Source organism: Streptomyces sp. NBC_00984, assembly GCF_045162475.1.
Lineage (GTDB): Bacteria > Actinomycetota > Actinomycetes > Streptomycetales > Streptomycetaceae > Streptomyces.
In genome coordinates this window covers 5375185-5401678 of the sequence record NZ_CP108734.1, presented here as the reverse complement: position 1 = coordinate 5401678, position 26494 = coordinate 5375185, and the positions used below count along the sequence as shown (strand labels likewise).

The 26494-nt window shown below is 71.8% G+C and carries 25 protein-coding genes and 1 pseudogene; 12 read left to right on the top strand and 14 right to left on the bottom strand.

Annotated features, from left to right (window positions below; translation table 11 throughout):
- Positions 1 to 156 precede the first annotated feature (156 nt).
- The 5 genes and pseudogenes from OG520_RS24185 (at position 157) to OG520_RS24165 (ending at position 3787) form a co-directional block, all read left to right on the top strand.
- A complete protein-coding gene (locus tag OG520_RS24185) occupies positions 157 to 1794 on the top strand; it encodes a penicillin-binding transpeptidase domain-containing protein (protein ID WP_406014577.1) in 1638 nt (545 codons plus the stop codon).
- Positions 1795 to 1840: 46 nt separating this feature from the next.
- Positions 1841 to 1990, top strand: a complete 150-nt coding sequence (locus OG520_RS24180) for a hypothetical protein (RefSeq protein ID WP_406014576.1) — start codon at positions 1841 to 1843, stop codon at positions 1988 to 1990.
- 87 nt (positions 1991 to 2077) lie between these two features.
- On the top strand, positions 2078 to 2578 hold the full coding sequence (locus OG520_RS24175; protein WP_406014575.1) for a YbaK/EbsC family protein: 501 nt from the start codon (positions 2078 to 2080) through the stop codon (positions 2576 to 2578).
- Complete coding sequence (locus tag OG520_RS24170) at positions 2575 to 3426, top strand: EamA family transporter (protein ID WP_399328044.1); 852 nt, start codon at positions 2575 to 2577, stop codon at positions 3424 to 3426. Before OG520_RS24175 ends, OG520_RS24170 begins: the two co-directional genes overlap by 4 nt.
- A 147-nt stretch (positions 3427 to 3573) precedes the next feature.
- Positions 3574 to 3787, top strand: a pseudogene (locus tag OG520_RS24165) (DUF397 domain-containing protein).
- Positions 3788 to 3868: 81 nt separating this feature from the next.
- Here OG520_RS24165 and OG520_RS24160 read toward each other — a convergent pair.
- Positions 3869 to 5425, bottom strand: coding sequence for an MFS transporter (locus OG520_RS24160; RefSeq protein WP_406016549.1), 1557 nt, complete (start codon positions 5423 to 5425; stop codon positions 3869 to 3871).
- A 292-nt stretch (positions 5426 to 5717) separates the two neighbouring features.
- Here OG520_RS24160 and OG520_RS24155 point away from each other — a divergent pair, with 292 nt between their 5' ends.
- A complete protein-coding gene (locus OG520_RS24155) occupies positions 5718 to 6710 on the top strand; it encodes an Lrp/AsnC family transcriptional regulator (protein ID WP_406014574.1) in 993 nt (330 codons plus the stop codon).
- Positions 6711 to 6742: 32 nt separating this feature from the next.
- Here OG520_RS24155 and OG520_RS24150 read toward each other — a convergent pair whose 3' ends face one another.
- The 5 genes from OG520_RS24150 to OG520_RS24130 all read right to left on the bottom strand — a co-directional run bounded on the left by OG520_RS24150 (position 6743) and on the right by OG520_RS24130 (position 11426).
- The gene (locus OG520_RS24150) at positions 6743 to 7543 is read right to left on the bottom strand and encodes an SDR family NAD(P)-dependent oxidoreductase (RefSeq protein ID WP_406014573.1); all 801 of its coding nucleotides are present in this window, start codon (positions 7541 to 7543) and stop codon (positions 6743 to 6745) included.
- The gene (locus OG520_RS24145; RefSeq protein ID WP_406016548.1) at positions 7540 to 8703 is read right to left on the bottom strand and encodes a serine hydrolase domain-containing protein; all 1164 of its coding nucleotides are present in this window, start codon (positions 8701 to 8703) and stop codon (positions 7540 to 7542) included. Before OG520_RS24145 ends, OG520_RS24150 begins: the two co-directional genes overlap by 4 nt.
- Positions 8704 to 8837: 134 nt before the next feature.
- Positions 8838 to 9608 carry an energy-coupling factor ABC transporter ATP-binding protein gene (locus OG520_RS24140; protein ID WP_389975438.1) on the bottom strand — a complete coding sequence of 257 codons (771 nt, stop codon included), beginning with the start codon at positions 9606 to 9608 and terminating at the stop codon, positions 8838 to 8840.
- On the bottom strand, positions 9605 to 10366 hold the full coding sequence (cbiQ, locus tag OG520_RS24135; protein ID WP_385544902.1) for a cobalt ECF transporter T component CbiQ: 762 nt from the start codon (positions 10364 to 10366) through the stop codon (positions 9605 to 9607). Before cbiQ ends, OG520_RS24140 begins: the two co-directional genes overlap by 4 nt.
- Before the next feature lies 1 nt (position 10367).
- On the bottom strand, positions 10368 to 11426 hold the full coding sequence (locus OG520_RS24130; protein ID WP_406014572.1) for an energy-coupling factor ABC transporter permease: 1059 nt from the start codon (positions 11424 to 11426) through the stop codon (positions 10368 to 10370).
- 202 nt (positions 11427 to 11628) lie between these two features.
- Between OG520_RS24130 and OG520_RS24125 the strand changes: the two genes are divergently transcribed.
- Positions 11629 to 11991, top strand: a complete 363-nt coding sequence (locus OG520_RS24125; protein ID WP_266418239.1) for an SsgA family sporulation/cell division regulator — start codon at positions 11629 to 11631, stop codon at positions 11989 to 11991.
- A 165-nt stretch (positions 11992 to 12156) separates the two neighbouring features.
- On the opposite strand, the gene OG520_RS24120 is transcribed toward OG520_RS24125, so the two are convergent.
- Positions 12157 to 14373 (bottom strand): MMPL family transporter, encoded by a 2217-nt coding sequence (locus tag OG520_RS24120; RefSeq protein ID WP_406014571.1) that lies wholly within the window; start codon positions 14371 to 14373, stop codon positions 12157 to 12159.
- 135 nt (positions 14374 to 14508) lie between these two features.
- Positions 14509 to 15081, bottom strand: coding sequence for a TetR/AcrR family transcriptional regulator (locus OG520_RS24115; RefSeq protein ID WP_406014570.1), 573 nt, complete (start codon positions 15079 to 15081; stop codon positions 14509 to 14511).
- A 190-nt stretch (positions 15082 to 15271) separates the two neighbouring features.
- Here OG520_RS24115 and OG520_RS24110 point away from each other — a divergent pair, with 190 nt between their 5' ends.
- Complete coding sequence (locus OG520_RS24110) at positions 15272 to 18562, top strand: S41 family peptidase (protein WP_406014569.1); 3291 nt, start codon at positions 15272 to 15274, stop codon at positions 18560 to 18562.
- Between the two features lie 10 nt (positions 18563 to 18572).
- Here the strand turns inward: OG520_RS24110 and OG520_RS24105 are convergent, their stop codons facing one another.
- Together OG520_RS24105 and OG520_RS24100 are read right to left on the bottom strand one after the other, a co-directional pair.
- Complete coding sequence (locus OG520_RS24105) at positions 18573 to 18944, bottom strand: ATP-binding protein (protein WP_399328059.1); 372 nt, start codon at positions 18942 to 18944, stop codon at positions 18573 to 18575.
- Complete coding sequence (locus OG520_RS24100; protein WP_406014568.1) at positions 18941 to 19162, bottom strand: hypothetical protein; 222 nt, start codon at positions 19160 to 19162, stop codon at positions 18941 to 18943. The genes OG520_RS24105 and OG520_RS24100 overlap by 4 nt, the downstream gene beginning before the upstream one ends.
- A 117-nt stretch (positions 19163 to 19279) precedes the next feature.
- Between OG520_RS24100 and OG520_RS24095 the strand changes: the two genes are divergently transcribed.
- From OG520_RS24095 to OG520_RS24080, 4 genes are all read left to right on the top strand, one after another.
- A complete protein-coding gene (locus OG520_RS24095) occupies positions 19280 to 20158 on the top strand; it encodes a helix-turn-helix domain-containing protein (RefSeq protein ID WP_406014567.1) in 879 nt (292 codons plus the stop codon).
- Positions 20115 to 20387: a DUF397 domain-containing protein gene (locus OG520_RS24090; protein WP_406014566.1), complete on the top strand. Its 273-nt coding sequence runs from the start codon at positions 20115 to 20117 to the stop codon at positions 20385 to 20387. The genes OG520_RS24095 and OG520_RS24090 overlap by 44 nt, the downstream gene beginning before the upstream one ends.
- Before the next feature lie 33 nt (positions 20388 to 20420).
- Positions 20421 to 21623, top strand: coding sequence for a hypothetical protein (locus tag OG520_RS24085; protein ID WP_406014565.1), 1203 nt, complete (start codon positions 20421 to 20423; stop codon positions 21621 to 21623).
- A 77-nt stretch (positions 21624 to 21700) separates the two neighbouring features.
- Positions 21701 to 22672 (top strand): serine/threonine dehydratase, encoded by a 972-nt coding sequence (locus OG520_RS24080; RefSeq protein ID WP_406014564.1) that lies wholly within the window; start codon positions 21701 to 21703, stop codon positions 22670 to 22672.
- A gap of 103 nt (positions 22673 to 22775) precedes the next feature.
- Here OG520_RS24080 and OG520_RS24075 read toward each other — a convergent pair whose 3' ends face one another.
- The 4 genes from OG520_RS24075 to OG520_RS24060 all read right to left on the bottom strand — a co-directional run bounded on the left by OG520_RS24075 (position 22776) and on the right by OG520_RS24060 (position 26475).
- Positions 22776 to 23018, bottom strand: a complete 243-nt coding sequence (locus OG520_RS24075) for a hypothetical protein (protein WP_406014563.1) — start codon at positions 23016 to 23018, stop codon at positions 22776 to 22778.
- 84 nt (positions 23019 to 23102) lie between these two features.
- Positions 23103 to 23996 (bottom strand): SDR family oxidoreductase, encoded by an 894-nt coding sequence (locus OG520_RS24070; protein WP_406014562.1) that lies wholly within the window; start codon positions 23994 to 23996, stop codon positions 23103 to 23105.
- Positions 23993 to 24955 (bottom strand): alpha/beta fold hydrolase, encoded by a 963-nt coding sequence (locus tag OG520_RS24065; RefSeq protein WP_406014561.1) that lies wholly within the window; start codon positions 24953 to 24955, stop codon positions 23993 to 23995. The genes OG520_RS24070 and OG520_RS24065 overlap by 4 nt, the downstream gene beginning before the upstream one ends.
- On the bottom strand, positions 24952 to 26475 hold the full coding sequence (locus OG520_RS24060; RefSeq protein ID WP_406014560.1) for a flavin-containing monooxygenase: 1524 nt from the start codon (positions 26473 to 26475) through the stop codon (positions 24952 to 24954). Before OG520_RS24060 ends, OG520_RS24065 begins: the two co-directional genes overlap by 4 nt.
- Between the last annotated feature and the right edge of the window lie 19 nt (positions 26476 to 26494).

The window sequence follows — 26494 nt, the reverse complement described above, 5'->3', positions numbered from 1 at the left end:
TGATGGCGCGCCCGGATGCCCGGATCGGCGTGTTCGCGTCACCCGTATCGCGTTCCGATAACAACCGTCCCGGCCCTCACCACCGTCCCGTAGGGTGCCCAGCAGCATCCCCTTGAACACGTTCAAGGGGGACTCCTGGGGAGGGGGACTGCAGGCATGCGCAGTGGAGCGAAGGTTGCGATAGTCGGCGGAGTGTTCGCGGTCGTGGTCGGCGGGGTGGGCTACGGGGCGTACAACATCCTGGACGGGCTGGGCGGCGGGGGCGGCGACGGTACGGACAGCAAGTCCGCCTCCGCCGAGGTGAAGACGGGCCCGGTCACCAAGGCGGAGATCGGCGACGCGTCCAAGAAGTTCCTTCAGGCCTGGGCGAGCAGCGACTCGGACACCGCGTCCCAGCTCACCAACAACGCGGCCGAGGCCGGGCCGGTCCTCACGGACTATCGCGAGAGCGCCCATGTCACCAAGGCGGTGATTACCCCCGGCCCCGCGGTCGGCTCGAAGGTGCCGTACACGGTGAAGGCGACCGTCTCCTTCGAGGGCACGTCCAAGCCCTGGTCGTACTCCTCCGAGCTGACCGTGGTGCGCGGACTGACCACCGGCAGGCCCCTGGTGGACTGGTCCCCCGCCGTGATCCACCCGGACCTGACGGACGGCGCGTCGCTCAAGACGGGTGAGGCGGCGGCCCCGTCGATCGAGGCCGTCGACCACAACGGCCGGGCGCTCACCAAGGAGAAGTACCCCTCCTTGGGCCCGATCCTGGACGCGCTGCGCGAGAAGTACGGCGAGAAGGCCGGCGGCACCGCGGGCATCGAGACCTGGATCGAGGGCGCGGACGCGGGCAGCCCGGACAAGACCCTGCTGACCCTCACCAAGGGCAGGCCGGGCAAGCTGCGGACCACCCTGGACGCCAACGCCCAGGCGGCGGCCGAGGTGGCCGTGAAGAAGTTCAGCCAGGCCTCGGTGGTCGCGGTCCAGCCGTCCACGGGCGCGATCCGCGCGGTCGCCAACAATCCGGCCACCGGCTTCAACGCGGCGATGCAGGGCAAGCAGGCACCCGGTTCGACGATGAAGATCGTGACGGCGGCGATGCTGATCGAGAAGGGCCTCGCCTCGGCCGACCGGAAGATCGAGTGCCCGCCGACCGCGACGTACTACAGCCGCACCTTCAAGAACCTGGACGACTTCTCCATCCCCGACGGCACTCTGACGACCAGCTTCGCCCGGTCCTGCAACACGGCCTTCATCAAGCTGATCGACGACACGAAGGACGACGCGGCGCTCGCCAAGGAGGCCCGCGACGTCTTCGGGATCGGCCTGAACTGGCAGACCGGCGTCGTCTCCTTCGACGGCAGCGTGCCCGAGGAGACCCAGGGCGAGGCCGCCGCGCAGTACATCGGGCAGGGCACCGTCCAGATGAACGCCCTCAACATGGCGTCCATCACCGCCACCGCGCGGACCGGCACCTTCCGCCAGCCGATCATCGTGTCCCCGGAGCTCGACGGCCGGCCGATCGCCACCGCGTCCCGTTCACTGCCCGGGTACGTATCCCAGCAGGTCACCAACATGATGCGCCAGACCGCGAGTTGGGGCACGGGAAGGAGTGCCATGGCCTCGGTCGGCGGCGACAAGGGCGCCAAGACGGGCTCGGCGGAGGTGGACGGCCAGGCCACGTCCAACAGCTGGTTCACCGGCTTCAGCAACGACCTGGCCGCCGCCGCGGTCGTCCAGTCCGGCGGCCACGGCGGCGACGCGGCGGGCCCGGTGGTCGCGGCGGTCCTTCGCGCGGGGTCGTGAGATGACTGCTGCCGGGCCCCGGGGGTCGCGCACGTTCGTTCTCGGAATGTGCGCGTCCGTGGGCGGCATCGCGGGTGCGGTCAGGGGCGCGGCGGACGGTATGGGGCTTCTCAAGGTCCTCGGGATGCTGGCCGTAGGGGTGTTCGGGGTGCTGCTGGCCGTCGGCTGCGTGGTGAATTACGCCAAGGAGCGGTGACGACCGACACCGCCTCGCGCGTCGGCCGTTCCCGCCCGCGTGGAACCCCGTCGCATGCCCCGCACGGGGTTCGCTAGCGTGCGGGGCATGAGCCCTTCCGATGCCACCGCCGCCGCCGAAGCCCACCCCCGATTCGCCGAGGCCCTGCGGGAGCTGGGACTCGATGTCGAGGTCCGCCGGTTCCCCGAGGCCACCCGTACCGCCGCCGAGGCCGCTGCCGCGATCGGCTGTGAGCTCAGCGAGATCGTCAAGTCCCTGATCTTCGAGGTCGACGGGGCCCCGGTGCTGGTCCTGATGGACGGCTCCTCGCGGGTCGACGTGGAGCGGGTACGCGCGGAGCTGGGCGCCGGGAAGGTCAAGCGGGCCGGGGCCGAGCTGGTCCGGGAGACGACCGGGTACGCGATCGGCGGCGTACCGCCCTTCGGGCACCGTACGAGGACCCGGGTGCTGGCCGACCGGGGGCTGCTGGACCACGCCGTGGTGTGGGCGGCGGCGGGCACCCCGCACACCGTCTTCCCGCTCGACCCCACGTCACTGATCGGGCACGCCGGCGGCAGCGTGGTGGACGTGCGCGAGCAGTCGAAATGACGCCGCTGGTCGCGTTCGCGGTCCTGATCGCGGCGGTCACGCACGCCAGTTGGAACGCGATCGCGCACGCGATCAAGGACCAGCTCCTCTCCTTCACCCTGATCTCCGGCGGCGGTCTGCTGATCGGCGCGGCCGCCGCCCTCTTCGTACCGCTCCCGGCCGCCGGGGCCTGGCCGTATCTGCTGGTCTCGGCCGCGCTCCATGTGGCGTACATGCTGCTGCTGATGCGTTCGTTCACCCTGGGCGACTTCGGGCAGATGTACCCGATCGCCCGGGGCACGGCGCCGCTGGTGGTGACGGTCCTCGCCGCGGTCTTCGTCGGCGAGCACCCGGACGGCTGGGCCACCGCCGGGGTCGCGGTGGCCTCGGCGGGGCTGGTCGGACTGGCCCTCTGGGGCATCCGGGGTTCCGGCAGGCGCCCCGACTGGCCGGCCCTGCTGGCCGCCCTCGCGACCGGCCTGGCCATCGCCGGGTACACCACGGTGGACGGCGTCGGCGTACGCGCCTCCGGCACCCCGCTCGGCTACATCGCCTGGCTGATGATCCTGGAGGGCCTGGCCATCCCGGCCTACGCGCTGTACCGCCGCCGCGCCGAACTCCTGCCCGCCCTCCGCCCGTTCGCCGTACGCGGACTGCTGGGCGCGGCCCTTTCGGTGACGGCGTACGGCCTCGTCCTGTGGGCCCAGACCCGGGCGGCACTGGCCCCGATCGCGGCCCTGCGGGAGTCGTCGATCATCGTCGGAGCGGCCATCGGGACACTGTTCTTCAAGGAACGGTTCGGCGCCCCGCGCATCGCGGCGGCGGGGCTGATGGTCGTCGGCATCGGGCTGATGCTGCACACGAGCTGAGCGCGACGGTGCAGGGGCGGCTTCAGGGGCGGTACGGATCCGGAGTCCGCACGCTGAGAGTTCTCACCCATGCCTCTCCCCGCCATGGGCGTTGCGTCGTGTGGGTAGGCCGCTTTCGCAGCTCCGCCTCCTACGAAAGGGCATCCCGTGACAGCCGAATCCCCTCGCTGGTTCAAGTCCTCCTACAGCGATAACGGTGGCGACTGCGTGGAGGTTGCCGCCGACCTCGCCGCCCCGCGCGGCATCGTCCCCGTACGCGACTCCAAGAACCCCGGCGGGCGGGCCCGTGCTGCACGCCTCCCCCGCCTCCTTCGCCAGCTTCGTCGCAGGCGTCGAGGCCGGGGGGTTCGGCGCCGTCTGACCTGGACCGACCCCACACCGCCCCGCCGTGCCACGCACGGCGGGGCGGTCGGGCGTCCAGCTGACGTGGTGCGGTCCGCGCTCAGCTCACCGGGACCGGCGCCGGGCGGGTCGGCGTTTCCCCGGTAGCCGACGTCTCCCCGGCGGCCTGGGCCGCCGGGGCCACCGGCCTGGCGGCCGGGCGCAGGAGCACGGCGCAGGCGAGGGCGGCCAGCAGGGCGAGCGAGGCCGAGACGGTCAGGCACAGCCGCATGCCGTCGAGGAAGGAGTCGCCCAGGGCGCTCAGGGCCGGTCCGGTGGCGGCGTCCAGGTCGAGCCCGGCCACGGCGCCGATTCCCTGCTCGCGGGCGGTGTCGAGAACGCGGGCACCGGCCTCGGCGGGCACCCCCGCGTCGGCGAGGCGGCCGGGCAGCGCGTCGAGGGCCCGGGTGGTCAGCAGGGCGCCGAGCACGGCGGGGCCGAGGGCTCCACCGACCTGGCGGAAGGCGTTGTTCCCGGCGGCGGCCATCCCGGCCAGGTGGTACGGGACGGAGGACACCGCGGAGGCGGTCATCGGGGTGAGCACCGCGCCCATGCCGAGGCCCAGCAGGGCCAGCCGCCAGACGATCGAGCCGTAGGAGGTGTGGGCGTCGACGCCGGTCAGCGAGAGCATCGCGCCCGCCGCGACGACCAGGCCCGTGGTGATCAGGACCCGGGCGGAGACCCGGTGCATCAGGCGTCCGATGGGCGCGCCGACGACGAGGGCCACCCCGGACACCGTCACCATCCGCAGCGCCGCCTCGATCGTGGTCAGGTGCTGGACCATGCCGAAGTAGAGACTCAGCACGAAGAAGAAGCCGATCAGCCCGAGGAAGCTGATCATGGCGACCAGGGCGGTGGCGGTGAAGGCCGGGCTGCGGAACAGCGCCAGGTCGAGCATCGGGCTCGCGCTGCGGCGCTCCACGGCGACGAACACGGCGGCGGATACCGCGCCGAGCACCAGGGCCGTCACCACGGCAGGCTCGCCGAAGCCGTCCGCGCCGCCCTCGATCACGCCGTAGACGACCGCGGTGACCGCGACGGCCGCACTGATCTGTCCGGGCCAGTCGAGCCGGCGACCGTGCGGGGCGCGCGAGTCGGGCAGCAGGAACGCCGCGACAACCAGCACGATCAGGGAGACCGGCACGGGCAGGAGGAAGATCCAGCGCCACGCGACGTGCTCCAGCAGCGCACCCGCGATCAGCGGGCCCACGGCGAGCGAGGCCATCAGGGACATGACCCACAGGCCGATGAACCTGCCCCGTTCCCGGTGGTCGGGGACCGCGTGGCTGATCAGGGCCAGCGTCGTGGGCAGCAGCGCCGCCGCCCCCAGCCCGGAGACGGCCTGCCCTGCCCACAGGGCCTGCACCGAGTCCGAGGACAGCGAGATCGCCGCGCCCAGCGCACAGAAGGCCATGCCCGCCTGGAAGACCCGCTTGCGGCCGTGGACGTCGCCCCACACCCCGGTGGTCAGGATCAGCGCGGCCATCGGCAGCACGAAGGCGTCCGAGACCCAGGACAGCTGGGACGTGGAGGCGCCCAGAGCCCGCTGGACGGCCGGCAGGCTCACCGACACGGTGGTCACGGGGAGGTAGGCGACGAAGACGCCCAGGCAGGCCATGACGAGCGTGACGCCCCGCCCTGATCTGTCCTGTGTCGTTGCGGAATTCACGAAGAGGTTCCTTCTGCTGCGGGGGTGGGTGCCGCGCGGGCACCGGTTGCGATGTGAGCACCGCCGTCCGGCGTGCGCCCGCTCCCGGGCGCACCGGCGTACCACCGCGTTCCGCGCGGTCCGCCGGATCACCCGCAAAGCCGCCGACCAGCTTCGCCCCGACCGTCGATGAATCCCCAAGCGATCCCGGCAAACGTCATGGAACCTCCGGATGGAGCGCCGCCTATGTGACCATTCATCCATGCCTGACGATCTGGACCGCAAAATCATCCATGGGCTGAACTGCTCGCCGCGGGTCTCCTTCCGCCGCCTCAGCGAGGTCGTCGGGGTGTCCGAGCAGACCGTGGCGCGCCGCTACAGCGCCCTGCGCCGCGGCGGCGTCGTCCGCGTCGTCGGGCTGAGCAGCCCCGCCGCCCACGGCCGGTCCGAGTGGATCGCGCGGCTGCGCTGCCGCCCGGACGCCGTGGGGCCGCTCGCGGATTCCCTGGCCCGCAGGCCGGAGGTCGCGTACACGAGCATCGCGTCGGGCGGTTCGGAGATCATCTGCATCATCCGTTCGCCCGCCGGGACCGCCGGCGACGACGTGCTGCTGCGGCAGCTTCCCCGGGCGGCCTCGGTCCTCGACCTGAACGTCGATCTTCTCGTCCACGCCTTCGGTTCCCCGGACACGGCCGGCTGGACCGGGCGGGAGGGCTCGCTCACCGAGGAGCAGGTGCGGCTGCTGACCGCGGAGCGCCCCATCCCCGCCGGGCCCCCGCTCACCCCGACCGAAGAGGACCGCCCGCTCCTCGAAGCGCTGGCGGAGGACGGCCGCGCCTCCCACACCCGGCTCGCGGAGGCCACCGGCTGGTCCAAGCCGCGCGTGGCCCGTCGGCTGGAGGCCCTCGAAGCGACCGGCTCGCTGGTCTACGACATCGACACCGTGCCCGAACGCCTCGGCTACGAGCTCAACGCCACCCTCTGGCTCCAGGTCGACCTGCCTCGGCTCCAGGAGATCGGCGAGGAGCTCAGCGGGCACGACGAGTGCGCCTTCGCCGCCGCCATCAGCGGGAAGCACAACATCATGGCCGTGGTCATCTGCAAGGACGCCCCGGACTTCTACCGCTACCTCAGCGGCCGCTTCGCCCGTACCGAGGGCATCAGGGGCTACGAGATCAGTGTGCGCGTGCGCCGCCTCAAGCAGGCCGCCTCCCTGATCCTCAACGGGCGGCTCATCCACCCCGCGCTCGCCTGACCCGGGCGCGGGGCGGACCCGGCCCGCATCGGTCAGGCCCCCGAAACCGCGTCCCGGAAGCCGTAGTTGACCGCCGTCAGCCCGCCGTCCACGCGCAGCGTCGTCCCCGTGATCCAGGCCGCGTCGCGCGAGGCGAGGAAGGCGACGGCGGACGCGATGTCCTCCGGTTCGCCGACCCGGCCGAGCGGGTAGAGGCCGCTCACCCGGGACAGTTCGGCGTCCCGGCCCGCCCAGGCGTCCGTGCGGATCGTGCCGGGGGCGACCAGGTTGACGCGTACGCCGCGCGGCCCCGCGTGGCCCGCGAGGGTGCGGGTGAGGCTGCCCAGGCCCGCCTTGGCCGCGCTGTAGCCGTGGTTGCCGAAGTCCTGTTCGCCGTTGACCGAGCCGATGTTGACGATCGCGCCCCGGCCGGAGGCCACCAGGTGCGGGAGGGCGGCGCGGGCGCAGCGGTAGGGGCCGGTGAGGGTGATGTCCAGGTCGCGCTGCCAGGCCTCGTCGGGCTCGTCCTCGAAGAGCGGGGCGTCGGCGGCGCAGGCGTACGCGTTGTTGACCAGCACGTCGAGGGAGCCGAAGGCGGCGACGGCATGGGCCACCGCCGCGTCGACGGCCGCCCGGTCGGCCACGTCGCAGGGCAGCGCCTCGGCGGCACCGCCCGTCCCGCGTATCGCCGCGGCGGCCCGTTCGGCGCGGTCGCCGTCCAGGTCGGTCACCAGGACGCGCGCGCCCTCGGAGGCAAGCCGGCGGGCCGTGGCCGCGCCGATGCCCTGGCCCGCGCCGGTGATGAGCACGCCGTATCCGTCGAACCGTGGACCAGCGGAGTGAGGAGGAGTCATAGCGCCGACCGTACTGCCCTGACCAGGGCCTGGGCACGGGGATCGGCGGTGACTCCCTTCTGCAGACCGTTCGTCACATAGCCGAGCGCGATGCCGGATTCGGGGTCGGCGAAGCCGAGCGAGCCGCCCCGGCCGGGGTGGCCGAAGGAGCCGGGGGCGAGCAGCGGCGCCGACGGGCCGTGCAGCATGTAGCCCAGGCCGAAACGGGTGTTGACGACCAGGACCCGGTCCGGGCCCGCCGACTCCTCGGTGCGGGCCAGGGTGAGGGTGGCCGGGGCGAACAGGCGGTGGCCGTCGACCGGGCCGATCATCGCGGCGTAGCAGCGGGCCAGCGCGCGGGCGGTGGCGATGCCGTTGGAGGCGGGGAGTTCGGCCGCCCGGTAGCCGGGGTCGTTCTCGTCGGGGAGCGGGTCGATGGCCCCGAAGGCGCGGCGGGTGAGGGACTGCGGATCGCGGTACGCCTCGGCGACGGAGCGCTTGGGGCGCACCCGCAGGATGCCGGTGTTGCCCGCGGCGGCAGGCGGTTCGACGGGCCCGATCCGGCCGACCCGGTGCGCCTCGTCCACCGGGAGACCGAACCAGAAGTCCAGGCCGAGCGGCCGGGCGATCTCCTCGGCGATCCAGCGGCCGACGGTGCGGCCGGTGACCCGGCGCACCAGTTCGCCGATGAGCCAGCTGTAGGTCTGGGCGTGGTAGCCGTGATCGGTGCCGGGTTCCCACTGGGGGCACTGGGCGGCGACGGCCTGCGGGCCGGAGATCCCGTCGGCGGCTTCGGAGGGGGTCAGCGGGCAGTCGAGCGCGGCGAGCCCGGCCCGGTGGGACAGCAGGTGCCGGACGAGCACGCGTTCCTTGCCGGCCGCCTTGAACTCCGGCCAGTACGTGCCCACCGGGGCGTCGAGGTCGACCTGGCCGCGCTGGTGCAGCAGCAGCGGTACGGCGGCGGCGATGCCCTTGCCCGCCGAGCGGACGATCTGCACGGTGTCCACGGCCCACGGTTCGGCGCCGTCGACGTCTCTCGTACCGGCCCAGAGGTCGACGACCTTGTGCCCGTCCCGGTAGACCGTGACGGCCGCACCGCGTTCGCCGCGCTGCTCGAAATTACGGATGAAGGCATCCCGGACCGGTTCGAATCCGGCCGCCACCGTGCCCCGTACGTCCACGCCTGCTCCTGCGCTCCCGCTCATCCCCCCATGGTGCATCGCGTGGCGGGTCGGACGTGTGGCGGGTCACCTCATGAGCACAGCGCCGGAACGTTCACCGGCACGGAACGTTCGCGGACGCGGAACGTTCAATGTCACGGAGCGTCCACCGTCACGGAGCGCGGATCGAAGCCGAAGGGCAGTTCCAGGCGGTGGCGGCGCATCAGCTTCTCGTCGCAGAGCAGGTCCTGGGTGCGGTCGTCGGCGGCGATGACGCCCTCGCTGAGGATCACCGCGCGCGGGCAGAGCTCCAGTGCGTACGGCAGGTCGTGCGTGACCATGAGCACGGTGACGTCCAGGGACCGCAGGATGTCGGCGAGTTCGCGCCGCGAGGCCGGGTCCAGGTTGGAGGACGGCTCGTCCAGGACGAGGATCTCCGGCCGCATGGCGAGGACGGTGGCGACGGCGACGCGGCGGCGCTGGCCGAAGGAGAGGTGGTGCGGCGGCCGGTTCGCGTACTCCTCCATGCCGACCTGCTTCAGGGCCTCGGTGACGCGTTCCTCCAGTTCGGCGCCGCGCAGCCCGGAGGCGGCGGGGCCGAAGGCGACGTCCTCGCGGACGGTGGGCATGAAGAGCTGGTCGTCGGGGTCCTGGAAGACGATGCCGACGCGGCGGCGGATCTCGGCGAGGTTGCGCTTCTCCACGGGGAGGCCCGCGACCCGGACGGTGCCCGCGCCGGCGTCGAGGATGCCGTTGAGATGGAGTACGAGGGTGGTCTTGCCGGCGCCGTTGGGGCCGAGCAGGGCGACCCGTTCGCCCCGGGCGACCGCGAGGTCCACCCCGAAGAGCGCCTGGTGGCCGTCGGGGTAGGCGTACGCGAGGCCGCTGACTTCCAGGGACGGTGCGGGGGCGGTGGGCTGACTCATAGGGACCATCCCAGCAGACAGACCGCGAGGGCGAGCACGGGGAGGGCGGCGGCGTACGCCCACTGGGTCCGGGAGGCGGTCACCTCGTCGATGACCGGCATGGAACCGGCGTAGCCGCGGCTGACCATGGCGAGGTGGACGCGTTCGCCGCGCTCGTACGACCTGATGAAGAGGGCGCCCGCCGACTTGGCCAGGACACCCCACTGCCGTACCCCGCGCGCCTCGAAGCCCCGGGAGCGGCGGGCGATCGACATCCGGCGCATCTCGTCGGTGATCACGTCGCCGTACCGGATCATGAAGGAGGCGATCTGGACGAGCAGCGGCGGCAGCCTGAGCCGCTGGAGGCCGAGCAGCAGCGAGCGCAGTTCGGTGGTGGAGGCGAGGAGCACGGACGCGGCGACGCCGAGGGTGCCCTTGGCCAGGACGTTCCAGGCGCCCCAGAGGCCGGGGACGCTGACGGAGAGGCCGAGGACATGGGTCTGTTCGCCGGGCACCACGAACGGCATGAGCAGCGCGAACGCGACGAACGGCACCTCGATGAGCAGCCGCTTGAGCAGGAAGCCCGCCGGGATGCGGGCGAGCGCGGTGACCGCGCCGAGCAGCACCGCGTACAGCCCGAACGCCCACACCGATTCGCGCGGCGTCGAGACGACGACCACGACGAAGCAGAAGGCGGCGGCGATCTTGCAGTGCGGCGGCAGGTCGTGGACGGGCGAGTGACCGTGCCGGTAGAGCTTGTGTGCGTGTCCCGCGCCCATGTCAGACGTTTTCGCTGGTGCGCGTGGTGCCGTCGGGGGCGTCCTGCGTACGACGACGGCGGACCACGTAGAAGACCCCGCTGCCGACCACGATCGTGGCCCCGACGCCGATGACTCCGGCGAGGCCGCCGGAGATCCGGGCGCTGGACACGTCCTTGACGCCGTAGTCGGCGAGCGGGGAGTCCTTGGCCGCGTGTTCCTCGGTCTTCTTGTCGATGCCCTGGTCGGCGGCGACCTTCTCCAGGCCGTCGGGGTTGGCGGAGGCGTAGTAGGAGACGAAGCCCGCCAGGACGAGGGCGGTGACCAGACCGGTGGCCCAGATCCCCCGGTGCGAGCGGGCGGCGACCGGGGCGAGGGGCTGCCGGGCGGGGGCTTCGACGAGTTCGCCGTCGACCCGGAGCTTGAGCGAGGTGGTGAGTCCGCGGGCGCCGTGGACCAGGTCGGGGCGTACGGCGATGACGGCGCCGACGGTCAGCGCGGTGATCACGGCCTCGCCGATGCCGATCAGGACGTGGACCCCGACCATCGCGGTGAAGACCTTGCCGATCGGGATGTCGGTGGTGCCGCCGATCCAGTAGATCAGCGTGAAGACGCAGGCCGCGGCCGGTACGGAGACCAGGGCGGCGACGAAGGACGCGGCCGTCACGGAGCGGCGGGTCCGCGGCAGCACCCCGAGCAGCCCGCGGAAGAGGGCGTACGCGACGACGGTGGTCGTGATGCCCATGTCGAGCACGTTCACGCCGAGCGCGGTGAGGCCGCCGTCGGCGAAGAGGATGCCCTGCATGAGCAGGACGACGGTGACGCAGAGCACGCCGGTGTAGGGCCCGACCAGGATCGCCGCCAGCGCCCCGCCCAGCAGATGCCCGCTGGTGCCCGCCGCGACCGGGAAGTTCAGCATCTGCACGGCGAAGATGAACGCGGCGACGAGACCGGCGAGCGGCGCGGTGCGCTCGTCCAGTTCCCGCCGGGCGCCCCGCAGGCTGACGGCGACCGCACCGGCCGCGACGACTCCGGCGGCGGCGGAGACGGGCGCGTCGATGAATCCGTCGGGTACATGCATGGGGGGCTCCGCTTCCTGCGGTCCTGCGTTGCTGCGGACGATGTCGTGAACCGCTCAATGATAGGGCCTTGTTGCAAACCCTTCGCAAGAGCGGTTACGTCACAACTGCTCGCCGCACCCCTTACGGAAAATCTCGCCGCACCCCTTACGGAAAATATGGGACATTGGATGGCGAAGCAGTATGCACAGGAGGAGTCGGACCATGCCCCCCGTGATCCATGAGCAGGCAGAAGCCTGGCTCGTCAACGACACCCCCGACCTCCCGGCGATCCCGGTCGACCTGCTGTACGACGCCGACAAGGACCCGCGCACCGTCCACGTCTCCTTCCCCGGCGGCGCCGACTGGGCGTTCGGCCGCGACCTGCTGGAGGGCGGGCTGCATTCCCCCACCGAACGCGGTGGCGTCCGCGTGTGGCCCTGCGGACGGGCGCAGCTGGTCGTGGAGGTCCACTCGAAGGAAGGCGTGGAGGTGGTGCAGTTCGACAACGCGCCGCTGATCCGCTTTCTGCACCGTACGCACACCGACGGGGGCGCCAGACCCGCGCACGACGTGACGCCCGCGTGAGCTCCGCCCGCGCGGCTCACCCGCATGGCGCATCCGCAGGACAGAAGCCCCCGTGCCGCTCGCACGGGGGCTTCTTCATCGCCCCGGTCCCCCGTCCCCACAGGTAACCGGCGCTTCCCGGGCCGCGCTCCGCTCAGACGCGGACCCCGGAGGCCTTTTCGCCGGTCAGACCCGGGTCAGCTCCCGCTCACCCCCGGCGTCGCCGCCGGGCGTCTCGTCGAACTGCTCGCGCAGCCCCTCGCCCTCCACGTCCACGTTCGGCAGGATCCGGTCCAGCCAGCGCGGCAGCGCCCAGGCGCGGCGGCCGAGCAGCGCGAGGACCGCGGGCACGATCGCCATCCGGACCACGAACGCGTCGAAGAAGACGGCGATGGCGAGCGAGAAGCCGATCATCTTGACCATCTGCTCGCTGGAGCCGATGAAGCCGGCGAAGACCGCCATCATGATCACGGCCGCGGCCGTGACGACCCGGGCACCGTGCCGGAAACCGGTGACGATCGCCTGGCCGGGCTTCTCGCCGTGGACGTACGCCTCGCGCATCCGGGTCACGAGGAAGACCTCGTAGTCCATCGCGAGACCGAAGACCACACCCACCATGAAGATCGGCATCATCGACATGATCGGACCGGTCTGCTCCACCCCGAAGAGCGAGCCGAGCCAGCCCCACTGGAAGACCGCGACGACCGCGCCCAGGGCCGCGACGACCGAGAGCAGGAAGCCGAGGGCCGCCTTCAGCGGCACCAGCACCGACCGGAAGACCACCATCAGCAGCAGGAAGGCCAGTCCGACGACGAGCGCCAGATACGGCAGCAGCGCGTCGTTCATCTTCTGCGAGAAGTCGATGTTCATCGCTGTGGAACCGGTGACCAGGACCTCGGCGCCGGTGTCGGACTTGATGTCCTTGCCCGCGTCGCGGATCGCGTGGACCACGTTCTCCGTCTCGACGGAGCTCGGGCGGTCCTTCGGGACGACGGTGATCATCGCGGCGTCGCCGGCCTTGTTGAACTGGGCCGGGGTGACGGCGACGACGCCCTTGATGCCGGAGATCTCGTCGGAGACCTGTTTGGCGGCGGTCTTGCCGTCGGAGCTGTCCGCGGTGTCGACGACGACCATCAGCGGCCCGTTGAAGCCGGGGCCGAAGCCCTCGGAGAGCAGGTCGTAGGCGCGCCGCTGGGTGGTGCTGGTGGGCTGGGAGCCGTCGTCGGGCAGGCCCATCTCCAGGGACGCGGCCGGTACCGCGATCGTGCCGAGGCCGATGACGCCGACGAGCAGCACCCACACCGGCTTGCGCAGCACGAACCGCGCCCAGCGGGTGCCCATGTTCGGCTTCTCCTCGGCCCCGGCCGGGGCCTCGGCGGCCTTGCGCGCCTTGCGCCCCATGACCCGCTTGCCTGCGAAGCCCAGCAGTGCCGGGACCAGGGTGAGCGCGATGAGGACGGCGATGGCGACCGTACCGGCCGCGGCGAAGCCCATCTTCGACAGCATCGGGATGTTCACGACGGCGAGGCCGACCAGCGCGATGACGACGGTGAGACCGGCGAAGACCACCGCGGAACCCGCCGTGCCGACGGCCCGTCCGGCCGCTTCCTCGCGCTCCCGGCCCTCGGCCAGCTCGGCCCGGTAGCGGGAGACGATGAACAGCGCGTAGTCGATGCCGACCGCGAGGCCGATCATCATCGCGAGGGTGGAGGTGGTGGAGCCCAGGTCCAGCACGTTCGCCAGCGCGGTGATCGTCGAGACACCGATGCCGACCCCGATCAGGGCGGTGAGCAGCGGCAGCCCGGCGGCGATCAGCGAGCCGAAGGTGATGACCAGCACCACCGCGGCGATGGCGACACCGATGATCTCGGTGACCCCGGTCTCCGGGATCACCATGAGCGCGTCACCGCCGATCTCCACGGTCATCCCGCTCTTCTGCGCCGCGTGGCCCGCGTCCTCCAGGGCGTCCCGGGTCGCGTCGGTCAGCTCCATCGAGTTGACCTTGTAGGACACCGAGACGTACGCCGTGGAACCGTTCTTGCTGACGGCATCGGCCGCGTACGGGTCGGTGACCGAGGCGATCTGGTCGGAGCCGGACTTCAGCTCGGCGATGACCTTGTTCACCTCGGCCTTGTTCGCCGGGTCGGTCATCTTCTGGTCGTCGGGGGCCTTGAAGACGACCCGGGCGCTCGCACCGTCGGCACTGCCCCCGGGGAAGCGCTGTTCCAGCAGGTCGAAGGCGCGCTGCGCCTCCGTGCCCGGGATCGAGAAGGAGCTGGAGGTGGCGGTGGACGCGGAGGCCGCGCCGAATCCGGCGAGCGCCAGCAGTGCCACCCAGATCAGGGCGACATAGCGGCGGCGCCGGAAGGCGAGCCGTCCGAGTTTGTAGAGGAATGTGGCCACGGAGGGAAACTCCCGGTCAGGTCGTGAGTGGAAAAAGGGCGTGCGGAACCAGCCCGACGACGAGAGCGGCGTGTCAGGTGGGGCTTGGGGAGGGGGCCGTGCGGTGGGGACGGACCGCGCGGGGCGGTCCGGGGGTCAGACTCCGAGAGCGGGGAGAATCACGGAGTCGACGTAATCGGTAAGGAACGCCTGGTCGACGGCGCGGTCATCGACCAGCTGCCGAGCAGTGAAGGCACCGATCAGCATGTGCGATACATATTTCAGCGCCGGGTTGTCCGGACGCAGTTCGCCCCGGTCCACGGCTCGGCGCAGCAGCAGGTCGAGGCCGGTCATCTCCGGCTCGATCAGCAGGTCGCGCAGGGCCTGGAGCAGATCGGGATTGTCGTGGACGGCATGGGCCAGACCCCGCATCAGCGCGGAGTTCTTCTCCATCTGGCAGTCGTCGCTGCGGTTCAGTGCGGCGTGGAAGTCCCCGCGCAGCGACCCGGTGTCGATCTCACCGAGGGTCACCGGCTTGTTGTGCCGCAGGGCCGTGACGACCAGCTCGGGCTTGCTCCCCCACTGGCGGTAGAGGGTGGCCTTGCTGGAACGGGTGCGAGCGGCGACGGCGTCCATGGTCAGGGCGTCGTAGCCGACCTCGCGGAGCAGGTCGAGCACGGCGGCGTACAGCTCGCTCTCGCGCTCGGGCGTGAGTCGGGTGCGTGCCATGTCTCGACCTCCTGTTCGGGTGCTCGAACTTCAGTTGCTCGTACGCCAGTCAATCGAACGAAACTGTTTCGTACACATCGACGGTACCCCGCCCGTCCAGCGAAACGAAATCGTTTCGCTTGTGTTCCGCACCACAACTGGTCCGGCACCACGAGTTGCCGGGGCCCTCCCGCGCGGAAAGCATTGGAGGGTGAGTGACGACGTCGCGTATCTCCGTTTCCCGCACCTCCACGACGACCTGCTCTGCTTCGCGGCCGAGGACGACCTCTGGGTCGCCCCCCTCGCGCCCGAGGGGCAGCGGCCCGGCCGCGCGTGGCGGCTGACCGTCGACCGCACCAGGGTCAGCCACCCGCGCTTCTCCCCCGACGGCAGCCATATCGCGTACACGACCTGGCGCAGCCTCGACCCCGAGATCCATCTCGCGCCGGTCGACGGCGGCCCGGCACGCCGGCTCACCTACTGGGGCTCGACGGACACCCGGGTCTGCGGCTGGACCCCCGACCCCGGGGACTCCTCCCACATCCTCGCCGTGTCCTCGCACAACCAGCCGTTCTCGCACATCTCCTGGGCCTACAGCGTCCCCACCGACGGCAGCCCCGGCGGCAAGCTGCCCTGGGGCCCGGTCGCCGACATCGCGGTCTCCGACATCGACGGCGAGCGGCGCACCCTGCTGCTCACCGGTACGCCCCCGCACGAACCGGCTGCCTGGAAGCGGTACCGGGGCGGCGCGACCGGCCGGCTCTGGCTGCACGGCAAACGGCTGCTGCCGGACATCGGCGGCCATCTCGCCTCACCGATGTTCGTCGGTGACCGGATCGCGTTCCTCTCCGACCACGAGGGCGTCGGCAATCTGTACTCCTGCCGGCCCGACGGCACCGATCTGCGCCGCCACACCGACCACGACGCCTTCTACGCCCGGCACGCCTCCAGTGACGGGCACCGGGTGGTCTACCAGTGCGCGGGCGATCTGTGGCTGGTGGACGACCTGGCGTCACCGAACGCGTTGCCGCGGAAGCTGGAGGTCCGGCTCGGCGGGCCGCGCACCGGACGGCGCCCGTACCAGGTGCCCGCCGCCAGCCACGTCGACTCGCTCTCCGTGGACGAGACGGGCCGGGCCAGCGCGGTCACCGTACGCGGCAGCCTGTACTGGCTCACCCACCGCGACGGCCCCGCCCGCACCATCGCCGACACCCCCGGGGTCCGGGTCCGGCTGCCCGAGATGCTCGGCAGCGGCGGCCAGGTCGCCTACGTCACGGACGCCGACGGCGAGGACGCGATCGAGATCGCCTACCTGCCGCGCGCCAGCGGCGACCGCGAGCCGCGCCGGCTGGCCTCCGGGCAGCTCGGCAGGGTGCACGAACTGATCGCCGACCCGGACGGCGAGCGGCTGGCCATCGCGACGAACGACGGACGGCTGCTGCTCCTGGACACCGACGAGGAGACCTCCACCGGCGAACCCACCGAGCTGATCCGCTCCATCAACGGCCCCGTCCGCGACCTGGCGTTCTCGCCGGACGGCGCCTGGCTCACCTGGTCCCACCCCGGGATCGGCCGCTCGCTGCGCCAGATCAAGCTGGCCCGCATCCTGGGCACCGGCGCGCCCGTGATCGTCGATGTCACCAACGGCCGCTTCGAGGACGAGAATCCCGTCTTCACGGGCGACGGCCGCTACCTCGCCTTCCTCTCCTGGCGCGGCTTCGACCCGGTCTACGACGTCCACACCGGCGACCTCTCCTTCCCCCTGGGCTGCCGCCCGTACCTGGTGCCGCTCTCCTCCGCCACGCCCTCCCCCTTCGCCCTGTCCCCGGAGGGGCGCCCGGCGGCGGGCGGTCTCGACCCGGCCGACGACATCCCCGACGCCGGTACCGGCGAGGGCCCTTCGACGGTCACGGTCGAGTTCGAGGGCCTGGAGAACCGGGTGACACCCTTCCCGGTCTCCGCGTCGAAGTACTCGGCCCTGCACCCGGTGAGCGGCGGCGGCCTGGTCTGGCTGCGCTGGCCGATCTCCGGCGCGCTCGGCGAGACCTTCGCCAACCCGGCGGACATGTCGGGCCGCCCCACCCTCGAACACTTCAACATCACCAAGGCCAGGAAGACCGAACTGGTCGGCCATCTCGACTGGTTCGCGGTCAGCGGGGACGCGACCCGGCTGGTCGTCATGGACGAGGGCGAGCTGCGCGCCGTCCCCGCCACCGAGACCGGCGACAGCGACTCGACGGTCTACCTCGACCTGCGCCGCATCCTGCACGAGGTCGACCCGGCGGCCGAGTGGCGGCAGGCGTACGAGGAGGGCGGCCGCATCATCCGCTCCTACTTCTGGGAGCCGGACATGTGCGGCATCGACTGGACGGGCGTGCTCGACCAGTACCGCCCACTCGTCGAACGGGTCGCCTCCCCCGACGAGTTCGCCGATCTGATGCGCGAGGTCCTGGGCGAACTGGGCACCTCGCACGCGTACGTGACCCCGGCCCGCCGCAACGAGGGCCCGCCGCACTACCAGCGGGCGATCGGCCTGCTCGGCGCGAACCTGGTGTGCCGGGACGGCGACTGGACGGTCCGGCGCATCCTGCCGGGCGACTCCTCCGACTCCAAGGCCCGTTCCCCGCTGGCCGGTACGGGCATCCGGGAGGGCGCGGTCCTCACCCATGTCGACGGACGCCCGGTCGACCCGGTCACCGGCCCGTACCCGCTCCTCACGGCGGCGGGCGGCACCACGGTCGAACTCACCTTCCGCCCGGCCGAGGGCGAGGGCCGCCCCCGCCGCGTCGCCGTCGTACCGCTGGTCGACGAACGGCCGCTGCGCTACCAGGACTGGGTGGCCAAACGCCGTGAAGTCGTACGGGAGTTGAGCGGCGGCAAGTGCGGCTACCTGCACATCCCCGACATGGGCGGATCGGGCTGGGCCCAGTTCAACCGGGACCTGCGCCTGGAGGTGTCCCGGCCGGCCCTGATCGTCGACGTGCGCGGCAACGCGGGCGGTCACATCAGCGAGCTGGTGGTCGAGAAGCTGACCCGCACGATCCTCGGCTGGGACCTGACCCGCAACGCCCAGCCGGTCAGTTACGCCTCCAACGCCCCGCGCGGCCCGGTGGTCGCCCTGGCCGACGAGGCGACCTCCTCCGACGGCGACATGATCACCGCCGCGTTCCGCCTGCTGAAGCTCGGCCCGGTGGTGGGCCAGCGGACCTGGGGCGGCGTCGTCGGCATGACCGGCCGGACCCGGCTGGGCGACGGCACGGTGATCACGGTGCCGATGAACGCGGCCTGGTTCGACACCTACGGCTGGTCGGTCGAGAACCACGGCGTCGAACCGGACCTGGAGGCACTGCGCACCCCCCTCGACTGGGCGGAGGGCCGGTACGCGGTACTGGACGACGCGGTCCAGGTGGCCCTGGACCTGCTGGCCGCCCAACCGGCGGCGACCCCACCGACGTACGACGACGTCCCGGACCGGCGACGGCCCCCCTTGCCGCCGCGCTAGCCGGGGCCGCTCAGCGCAACTCGCACCAGACCGTCTTCCCGTACGGCCCCTGGTCGACGCCCCACCGCAGCGCCAACGCGTCCACGAGCGACAGTCCCCGCCCCGACTCGTCGCCGGGACCGGCGGTGCGGAGCGTCGGCCAGGCGCACGGTTCGGGATCGCTCAGCTCGACCCGGACCCGGCCGGAACACGTACCGGCCACCCGCAGCGTGACCGGTGTCCCCTCACCGAGATGCACGATCACGTTGGTCAGCAACTCGCTGACGCAGAGCAGCAGATCGGGCGAGTCCGCACCCCCGCACCGCTCCCGCAGGGTGCGCCGCATCTCCGGTACGGCCTTCGGCACGGCGAGCAGATCCACCGTGAGCGGCAGCGGAGTCATCCCCCGGCCGCCGAGCGCAGCACCTCGGCCATGCGGCGCGCGGTCGCCACATTGCAGTTGCCGAGCGCGACCAGCGGCGGCCGGGTCGTCCATCCGGCGAGGGTCAGCGGATCGACACCGAGCGACGGCAGGGTGATGCCGTGCGCGGCGAGCGCGGTACGGAGTGCGTCGATGTCCGTACCGATGTCGTGGCCGGTGAGGTCGTACGTGTCGTCCATGGGGGGAAGTCCACCTTTCGTTGCTGACTGTGACGAACGCCTCACACGCTGCCGCATGGGCCTCTACCGTGAAAGGACTTCCCGCTCCACAACGCACAGCGCGAAAGGCGGTCAACAGTGGCCACACGCAAGGAGATCGACGGCTCGGCGGGCGTCCCGCAGTTCTACGGCAAGGAACTCCGCTTCCAGCGGGAGGAGGCGGGCCTGACCCTGGAGAAGCTGGTGAACGGCAGCTTCTACGGCATCACGTACCTGAGCGAGATCGAGCACGGTCACCGGCGGATGCCGGTGGATCTGGCCCAGCACGTGGACCGGGTGCTGAAGACGGACGGGTTCTTCCAGCGGCGGTGCGAGGACGTGCGGAAGGCCCGGCGCAAGGGGCACGCGGAGTATTTCGAGCGTGTGCTGGAGGCGGAGAAGCGTGCCGAGACCATCGAAGAGTGGTCTCCGACGGTCTTTCCCGGCCTGCTCCAGACGAGGGCGTACGCAGAGGCCGTAATCTGCGCCGAGCGACTCCCGGAACTTCAGGAAGAGACCGAGGTGAAGGTGAACGCGCGGCTGGCGCGGGCACAGCTCTTCGAGCGGAGCCACCGGACCCCGCAGTACTGGACCATCCTGAGCGAGTCCCTGCTGCGTCTGCCGATCCTGCCACCGCAGCAGATGGCCGAGCAGCTGGAACACGTCGCCGCCCTCACCCGACGCGGCCGCATCTTTACGCAGATCCTTCCGTGGAACACAGGAGCGCACGCCCTCATGCTGGGCAACGCCCTGATTCTGGACTTCGCGGACGCTCCCCCACTGGCCTACACGGAGGGCCAGCACCACGGAATTACAGTCGACGATCCGGGCCTCGTGAAGCAGTATCGGAGGTCGTACGATCTCCTGAGGGCCGCCGCCTTGCCGCCGGAGGCGTCCCTAGCCATGATCGAAGAAGCGGCAGAGGAATACCGAAATGGTGCGCACCCAAATCGACTTGAGCGCCGCGATCTGGCGTAGGAGCAGCCACAGCAACTCCTCCGGCGGCAACTGCGTCGAAGTCGCCGAGGGGTTCGCTACCTGGCGCAAGAGCAGCTACAGCAATACCTCCGGCGGCGACTGCCTCGAAGTCGCGGACGGCCACCAAGACCTCGTCCCCGTCCGCGACTCCAAGCGCCCCGAAGGCCCGGCGCTCGTCATCGCCGCGTCCGCCTGGACTCCGTTCGTCGAGGCCGTCAAGGCGTCCTGACCCCGCCGCAGCGCCCCGGGCATACTTTCGAGCATGCCCGAGACCAAGGTCGTACCCCCCTCATGGGCCGCCGCCCTGCGGCCAGGTTCCGCATCCCGTTCGCTGACGGATTCGCTCCGCTACGCCGCGCCCGCACTGCTGGGCTACGCCGCCGTACGGATCACCGGCGTCGCGATCCTCCTGATCACCGCCTCCGTCACCGGCAAGGACGGAATGCACCGGCTGACGGGCCGCTGGGACTCGGTCTGGTACCAGCGGATCGCCGAGCACGGATACGGCTACGGGGTCCGGCTCCCGGACGGCACCTTCCACTCCGATCTGGCCTTCTTCCCGCTCCTGCCCGCGCTGGAGCGGGGACTGTCCGCCCTGTTCCCGCCCCTCGGCACAGCCGGCGCGGGCCTGTTGATCTCCTGGCTCGCCTCGCTCGTCGCCGCCGGTGGCATCTTCGCCGTGGGTGCGCGGCTGTACGGGCGCCGGGCGGGAATACTGCTGGCCGTGCTCTGGGGGGCGTACCCGACGGCGTTCGTGCAGTCCATGGCGTACACCGAGACGTTGTTCACGGCGCTGGCGGCCTGGGCGCTGTACGCCGTTCTGACCGACAGATGGATCACAGCGGGTGTGCTGTGCGTCGGCGCCGGGCTCACCCGGCCGGTCGCGGCCGCGCTGATCGCAGCGATCGGCGTCACTGCGATGTGGCGGCTGGTCACCGCGCGGGGCGGAGACGAACCGCTCCGGACCCATCGGCGGATGGCGGTGGGTGTCTGTCTGGCCCCGCTGGGCTGGCTGTCGTACATCGTCTTCGTGGCCGTGCGGGAGAGGAACCCGTTCGCGTACTTCGATGTCCAGGCAGCCTGGAACAACCGGATCGACGGAGGGGCGGCGCTGGCCGCCTTCGTGGTGGAACAGTTCGGCCGCAACGTCTTCGCGGGACTCGGACTGTGCGCAGCCTTCGCCCTCCTCTTCTGGGTGGTGTGGCTGTGCGTACGGCAACGGCCGCGCCAACCGTTGCCCGTGATCGTCTACTGCGTCGTGGTGGTCGTGATCTCACTGATCGGGTCCGGCTACTTCGGCTCCAGGCCCCGGCTGATGATGCCCGCGTTTCCGTTGCTGCTGCCGGCTGCGGTGGCCCTGGCGGGCGCCCGGCGGAGGATGGTTCCGGCGGTGGTCGTGGGCGTGGCGGCGCTCGCGTCGGGGGTGTACGGAGCCTTTGCGCTGCTCGGTTCCGGGCCCCCGTGAGGTCAGAAACCGCTTCCGCGAAACTAGTACCCGCACCATCCCGGCCTCCCGGCCCGACTCCCGGCAGGAGCAACAACGTGGACCAGCTCACGTACGACGACATCAAGGCCGCCACCGACCGGACCACCGGGCACATCCGCCCGGTCACCGTCACACCCGTCGCACCCGACGAGCGGCCCGAGCAGCCCTACGAACTCTGGTACGCGCTGGAGTACATGCAGTACACCGGCTCCTTCAAGGCGCGCGGCGCGCAGAACTTCATCCAGGCCCACCGCGAGGCGGGCACCCTGCCGGACGCGGGGGTGACCATCGCCTCCGGCGGCAACGCCGGGCTGGCCTGTGCGTGGGCCGCCCAGCAGCAGGGCGTACGGGCCACGGTGTTCCTGCCGAGCACCGCCCCGGCGGTGAAGGTGGCCAAGCTGCGCGGCTTCGGGGCGGACGTGCGGCTGTACGGCGCGGAGTACGCCGAGGCCCTCGAAGCGTGCGAGGAGTTCGCCCTGGGGTCCGGCGCGCTCGCCGCGCACGCCTACGACCACCCGCTGATCGCCGCCGGGGCCGGCACCCTGATGGAGGAGATCCACGCACGGATCCCCGGCCTGGACACCGTGGTGGTCTCGGTCGGCGGCGGCGGTCTGTTCGCGGGCGTCGCCACCGCCGCCCGGCACCACGGAATCCGCACGGTCGCCGTCGAGCCGGAGAACAGCCGGGCGCTGAACGCCGCCATCGAGGCCGGCCGGCCGGTCGACGTCCCCGTCGATTCGGTCGCCGTCGACGCCCTCGGCGCCCGACGTGCCACCGCCCTGGCCCTGCACGCCGTGCGCGAGAACGACGTCCGCTCCGTCCTCGTACCGGACGGGGAGATCGTCCGCGCCCGCCAGGCGCTGTGGGACCAACGCCGCGTCGCCGTCGAGCACGCCGCCGCCACCGCGCTGGCCGCGCTCACCGCACCGGGCGGCGGCTACCGGCCGGGCGAGGGCGAGCGGGTCGCCGTGGTGCTGTGCGGGGCGAACACCGACCTGGGCGACCTGGTGCACCCGGCCGGAAGCTGAGACCGGGGCCGCCGGAAGTCCCGGTCCGCGCCACGCGGAAGGGGCGCGCCCGGAGATCCGGGCACGCCCCTCACAGACAACGCGCAGTGTCGCGATGCGACCGTCAGCGGTCGCGGCGCTCGCGGAGCTCGTCCGCGGCGCCCCGGGCCTTGTCACGGCCCTGCTGCGACGTCTTCGAGGCCCGCTCGGACGCGTTCTGCATCCGCTCCCGGCCCTCGGTGCGCATCCGCTCCTGGCCTTCGGTGCGCGTCCGCTCCTGGCCTTGGCCGCGGCCCTCGCCGGCCTTCTTCTTCGCCTGGTCGGCGAGCTCCTGCGCCTTGTCCTTGAACTGGTCTGCAATACCCATGCTGTTCACTCCTAGTGGGTGCTTGGGGGCGGTCCGTGAGGACCTCGATCAGCGTCGCAGGCCCCGGCATCCACCGCATGTCGATCACTTACGCTGCGTAGTCGCCGCCCTCGCGTCCTGGTCAGCGGCGCCCCCGGCGCCCACCAGTCCCTTGCTCACGCCGTCCAGCCGGGACCCGAACCTGCGGACCTCCCGCTGTCCGACGACTCCTATCAGCGAGGGCAGGTAGCCCCGCACGGACTGCATCCCGCGCAGCCACCACTGCGCGTACACATGCGGGGACCGGCGCTCGATCCCGGCCACGATCCGGTCGACCGCGGGACCCAGCGGATACGTGCGGTTCGCCGGCCAGGGCAGCCGCTGCCGCAGTTCCCGCATCACGTCGTCCTGGTCGGCGCCCCGCACCATGTCCGTGTCGGTCCAGGACAGATAGCCGACCCCGACCTTCACGCCCCGGTATCCGACCTCGGCCCGCAGGCTGTGCGCGAAGGCCTCCACGCCCGACTTGGACGCGCAGTACGCGGTCATCATCGGCGCCGGTGTCATCGCCGCGAGGGAGGCGATCTGGAGGAAGTAGCCGCGGCTCTCCATGAGCACCGGCAGGAAGGCCCGCCCGGTCACCGCGCCGCCGATCAGATTGACCTCGATGACCCGCCGCCACGCCTCGGGGTCCGAGTCGACGAACGGCCCGCCCGAGGCGACCCCGGCGTTGGCGACGACGATGTCGATCTTCCCGAACCGCGCCTTGACCTCCTGGGCGACCCGCGCCATCGCCTCGTGGTCGGTGACGTCCGCGAACCAGTGGTCGCTCTCCGAGTGCAGCCGCTCGGAGACCCTCTTCAGCTCGTCCGGCTCCAGGCCGACCAGCGCGAGCTTCGCGCCGCGCGCCGAGAGCTTGCGGGCCAGCAGCTCGCCCACACCACGTGCCGCGCCCGTGACGACGACGACCTGTCCTTCGAGACTCCGCCTGTCGCTCATGCGACCTCCTCCTTCTCGGCCGTGCCGTCCGTGCCTGCGTCCGCGCCCGCGTCCCTGCCCGCCGGGAGGTGCCCGGCGACGAGCTCCCGGATCTTCGCCGTGACCGCCTCCGGCGCCTCCACCGGCGTCATGTGGCCCATGCCCGTCAGCTCGGTGAGCCCGAGGCAGTCGGGCAGCGCCGCCGCGAGGGCGCGGGCCTGCGCGGGCGGCGTCATCCGGTCCTCCGTACCCGCGATCACCGCCGCGGGCACCCGCAACTCCCGTACGCCCGCGTCGAGATCGAGCTCGGCGAGGACGTGGCCCCAGGGCGCCCTGGCGCCCCGCGGGCAGGCGTGCACGATCCGGGCGCAGGCGTCCACCCGGTCGGGGGCGGAGCCCGCTCCCATCGTCGCGTACTTGAGTATCCGCCGGGAAACCGGTGTGACCGGTCCGAGCGGGGCCTTCGCACGGAGGATCGCGCGGGTCATCCGGGTCCGCACGGCCCCGGCCCGGACCGGCACCACCAGCGACTCGGCGGCCAGCCGCGAACTGCCGGTGCTGCACAGCAGTACGGCCGCCGCGTGCTCGCGCAGCCCGGCCCGCCGCGAGGCCGCCATGATCGTCATGCCGCCCATGGAGTGCCCGGCGAGCACGGCCTTCTCACCCGGTGCGAGGGTGGCGGCCAGCACCGCTTCGAGGTCGTCGGCGAGGGCGTCGGTGCTGTATCCCTCGCGGCCGACGGCGGGCGAACGGCCGTGGCCCCGCTGGTCGTAGGCGACGACCCGGTGGTCCACCGCGAGGTCCCGGATCTGCGCGTCCCAGAATCGGGTACTGCACGTCCAGCCGTGCGCGAGGACCACCGCGGGGGCGCCGTCCCGCCCGTGCACCTCGACATGGATCCGGGCGCCGTCGGCGGAGAGCGCGGTCAGCTCCCGCGCGGGGACCGGCGGGGCGTCGTCGCGCCGCAGCAGCCGGCTCATCCCACGACCTCCTCGGCGACGGCCTTCGCCGCGGCGGTGGCCTGCTTCGGGACGCGTACGACCTCGTACTCCGAGAGGTCGACCGACCGTGTCACCTTGCGGAATTCGGCGGTGGTGCCCGGCCAGACGGTGGTGTTGCGCCCGTTGGCGTCCAGGTACCAGCTGTTGCAGCCGCCGGTGTTCCACACGGTGCGCTTCATCCGCTCCTGGACGCGGCGGTTCCAGGCCCCGACCGCCGAGGCCCGCGCGTCGAGTGCGACCCGTCCGCCCAGTACGTTCAGCTGGCGCAGGTAGTCGGCCATGTAGTTCAGCTGGGACTCGATCATCAGGATCATCGAGGAGTTCCCGAGCCCGGTGTTGGGGCCGATGATCGTTATCCAGTTGGGGAAGCCGGCGGCGCTGGCGCCGCGCAGCGCCTGCATGCCGTCCTTCCAGGAATCGGCGAGCGTGATGCCGTCCGCGCCCACCACGCGCTCGGCGATCGGCATGTCGGTGACGTGGAAGCCGGTGCCGAAGACGATCGCGTCGGCCTCGGTCTCCGTACCGTCGGAGGCGACGAGCGTGGAGCCGCGCACCTCGGCCAGGCCGGAGGCGACCACGTCCACGTTGGGCTTCGCGAGCGCCGGGTAGTAGGCGCTGGAGAGCAGGATGCGCTTGCAGCCGATGCGGTACGAGGGGGTCAGCTTGGCCCGCAGCGCGGGGTCCTTGATGGCCCGCGCCATGTTGGCCTTGGCTATCTTCTCGACCATGCCCAGCTCACCCGGATGCTTGGTGAAGGCGCTGACCTGCAACTCCCGTATGCCCCACAGCAGTCCGCGGCGCGCGGTGCCGGTGATGGGCAGTGCGCGGTGCAGCCGGCGCTCGACACCGCTGATCTTCCGGTCCATGCGCGGCATGACCCAGGGCGGGGTGCGCTGGAAGAGCGTCAGGCTGCCGACCTTCGGCTGGATCGCGGGCACGATCTGGATGGCGGAGGCGCCGGTGCCGATCACGGCGACGCGCTTGCCGGTCAGATCGGCGTCGTGGTCCCAGCGGGCCGAGTGGAAGACCTTGCCGGGGAAGTCGGCGAGACCGGGGATGTCCGGCGTCTTCGGGTCGGAGAGCGGACCGCTCGCGGAGACGACGACATCGGCGGTGAAGGAGGCCCCGTTCGCCGTCTCGATGGCCCAGTGCAGCTCTTCGCGGTCCCAGCGCATGACCGTCACTTCATGGCCCAGCCTGAGGTGCGGGCGCAGCCCGAAGGTGTCCGCCACACGCTCCAGGTAGGCGCGGATGTGCTCCTGCCCGGAGAAGGTGCGCGGCCACTCGGGGTTGGGTGCGAACGAGAACGAGTAGAGGTGGGACGGTACGTCGCAGGCGCAGCCCGGGTAGCTGTTGTCGCGCCAGGTGCCGCCGACGGATTCGGCCCGCTCCAGGACGACGAAGTCCGTGATGCCTTCGCGGCGCAGCCGGACCGCGGCCCCGAGGCCCCCGAACCCGGATCCGATCACCGCCACTCGTACGTGCTCGTGCTGGGCCATGCTGCCGCCTCCCGCGGTC